A 3,075-nucleotide genomic window follows, 5' to 3' on the forward strand; every position below is an offset into this window, starting at 1 on the left:
AATCGTTGAGCCACACCGTGCCGTGCCGCAGTGCCCGCACCACACGCTCGCCCCGCGCCTGATCGGACGTCCGAACGCCCGCCGCGAGACCGTATTCCGTGTCGTTGCCGAGTTCTATCGCCTCGGCCTCGGTCGTGAAGCGCTCGACCGTGAGAATCGGCCCGAAGGTCTCCTCCTGGACGATGCGCATCGACCGATCGCACCGGTCGAAGATCGTGGGCGAATAGAAACTGCCCTTGGCAAGCGCCGGGTCAGCGGGCCGGGCGCCGCCGGTAACCAACTTGGCGCCCTCGGAAATGCCTTGCTGGACATGACCTTCGATCTTGGCACGCTGTTGTTCGGAGACCAATGGGCCGGTCTCGCTGGCCGGGTCCATACCGTCGCCCATCCGGATCTGCTCCGCGCGCCCGGCCAGATCGGCGACGAAGTCGTCGGCGATGGACTCCTCGACGATCAGCCGGGTACCCGCCGAGCAGACCTGTCCGGAGTGCAGGAACACACCGGTGAGGACGTGGTCGACGGCTGCGTCCCAATCGCCCGAGTCGGCGATGTCGGCGAACACGATGTGCGGATTCTTGCCACCGAGTTCGACGGCCACCTTGGTGACGTGCTCGGCGGCGACCTTGGAGATGGTTTTGCCGGTGGCCACTCCGCCGGTGAACGAGATGAAGTCGACGTCGGGGGTATCGGTCAGTGCGGACCCCAGCGTGGCGCCGCTGCCCTGCACCAGGTTCACCACCGAATCCGGCACACCGGCCTCTTGGAGTAGGTGCACGAACGCGATGGTCGTCAGCGGAGTGACCTCGCTCGGCTTGGCCACCATCGTGCAACCGGCGGCCAGCGCGGGCGCGATCTTCCATGACATCTGCAGCAGCGGATAGTTCCACGGCGCGATCAGCACACACACCCCGATGGGCTCGCGCACCACCCGGCTGATCACGGCGGGATCGCCGACGTCGACGATGCGGTCCGACTCGACGGCGGCAAGCTTTGCGTAGTAGCGGAAGACCGACGTGACGTCGTCGATGTCGATGCGGCTCTCGGCCAGCGTCTTGCCGGTGTCCCTGGTCTCCAGTTCGGCGAGCGACTCCTTGTCCCGCTGGAGCAGGTCTGCGACCCGCTCGAGCAGGTCGGCACGGTCGGCGACCGAGGTTGCGCGCCACCCGCCGTCGTCGAAGGCCTTTCGCGCGGCCGCGACGGCGGCGCGCGCGTCGGAGGGGGTGGCCTCGTCGACCACCGCGGCGACGCTGCCTTCGGCAGGGTTGATGATCTCGCGAGTCCCGCCATCGGAGGCGTGACGCCACTTCCCACCGATCAGTAGATCGGGTTCACCGTTCATGTTCCGCTCACCTCGCTTTGCGGAGCCGCTCCGGCGGCGACATCAGGCACCGAGACGGGACACTACCCACTCATGGAACTCCGCGATGTGATGTTCGGCAGGTACGAGGACACCACCGTTCCGGTAGGCCCGGGAGGACATCGATGGCTGAGTTCGCTCGCACGCACCGAAATCCTGCTCGTTGACCCGGTGGAACAGCTCCACCGAGTGGGAGACGTCGCGGCCCGAGGACACCACGTCGGCGGTGTAGAGCCAGTCGCATTCGACGATGGTCCGCGACGCCGATACGGGGAACATCCGATGGAAGACGATGTGGTCGGGAACCAGGTTGATGAACACCGTCGGTTTGACGGTGATCGCGTAATAGCGACGGTCCTGTTCGTCGGTGATACCGGGCAGGCGGTCGAAGCCCGCCGTGCCGTCGACGGTGAATCCGGATACCTCGGAACCGAATTGGGCACCCAGACCGATGTTGGCTTGTGCCGCCACCCCTTTCGCGAACTCGGGAAGCACACCGACGAGTTCGGGATGGATCGAGGAGCAGTGGTAGCACTCCATGAAGTTCTCGACGATCAGCTTCCAGTTGGCCGCCACGTCGTAGACCACGCGATGGCCGACGTCAAGGCCGCCGATGCCGTAGCGGTTGATGACGTCGGAGTCGCCGAGGATCCTGGTCGTCTCGGCCACGACGTCCTCGAAGGGCGGCGGCGTGTCGGAGATGCAGACCCAGGCGTAGCCGAGCCACTCGGTCAGCGCGACGGGAACAAGGCCGTATCGGTAGCGGTCGATCGCCGCCCCGGTCTCGTCGGTCAGCGACGCGATGTTGGGCGCGGCCATCAGCTTGCCGTCCAGGGCATAGGTCCAGGAGTGGTAGGAGCAGCGCAGGCTGCGCTTCACCTCCCCCTCCGCCTCGGTGCACAGCTGAGCGCCGCGGTGGCGGCAGACGTTGAGGAACGCCCGCAACAACCCGTCGCGACCACGGACCAGCAGCACGCTTTCTCGTCCCACCTGGACCTTCCTGAATTTTCCCGGTGAGGCGAGTTCGGATGACCGCACCGCGCAGAACCACAGGTTCTCGAAAATGCGTTCCTGCTCGGACGCGAAGACCGCGTCGCTGACGTAGTACTCGCCTGCGAGCGTGTGACGCAGGGCGGGTGGTGGGTCCATTGCGGGCGGGCCGAGAAGGGGCGGAAAATCTGGAATCATGTCGTCACCAGTCGCTTCGGGTCGAACAACGAGATGGGGTGGCCGGTCACGCCGTCGATGGCGAGGTCGGCGAGGATTTCCCCGACGATGGGGACGAATTTGAACCCGTGGCCCGAGAAGCCGCACGCCACGGTGATGTTCTCGGAATCCGGGTGGCGAGCGATGACGAAATGCTCATCGGGCGTGTTGGAGTACATGCACGTCGCCGAGTGCACGCAGGGGCCGTCGAGCGCAGGCGCCACCCGGGCGACGCGGTCTCGCATCTCGGCGATCTCCTGGTCGTGCACGGTCCGGTCGATGGTCTCCGGTGTGCACACGATGCCCTTGCGGAAGAACGCCACCTTCACACCGCCGTCGGGACCGTCGATCGCCGGAAAGCCGTATGCCTGCGCACCAGTGGTGTCTTCGTGGATGAAGATCGGATGGTCTTCGAAAGGCGCTGTGCCGCCACGCGGGTCGAACCAGTACAGCACCTGACGTTCGATGGTGATCGGAATGCCGAATTCGGCGAGCAGCTGCGGCGCCCATGC

At 65.8% G+C, this 3,075-nt stretch carries 3 protein-coding genes; all 3 read right to left on the reverse strand.

Going from position 1 to position 3,075, the window contains the following annotated elements:
* On the reverse strand, positions 1 to 1,339 hold a 1,339-nt coding region (locus QOC76_RS14870), incomplete at its 3' end, for an aldehyde dehydrogenase family protein (RefSeq protein ID WP_526357604.1).
* Positions 1,340 to 1,381: 42 nt separating this feature from the next.
* Positions 1,382 to 2,545 (reverse strand): aromatic ring-hydroxylating oxygenase subunit alpha, encoded by a 1,164-nt coding sequence (locus QOC76_RS14875; RefSeq protein WP_526357605.1) that lies wholly within the window; start codon positions 2,543 to 2,545, stop codon positions 1,382 to 1,384.
* The coding region (locus tag QOC76_RS14880; RefSeq protein ID WP_526357606.1) for an FAD-dependent oxidoreductase at positions 2,542 to 3,075 on the reverse strand (534 nt) is incomplete at its 5' end. The genes QOC76_RS14880 and QOC76_RS14875, both read right to left, overlap by 4 nt.

This window comes from Mycobacterium sp. (assembly GCF_032159565.1).
In the GTDB taxonomy this organism is placed as follows: Bacteria; Actinomycetota; Actinomycetes; order Mycobacteriales; family Mycobacteriaceae; genus Mycobacterium.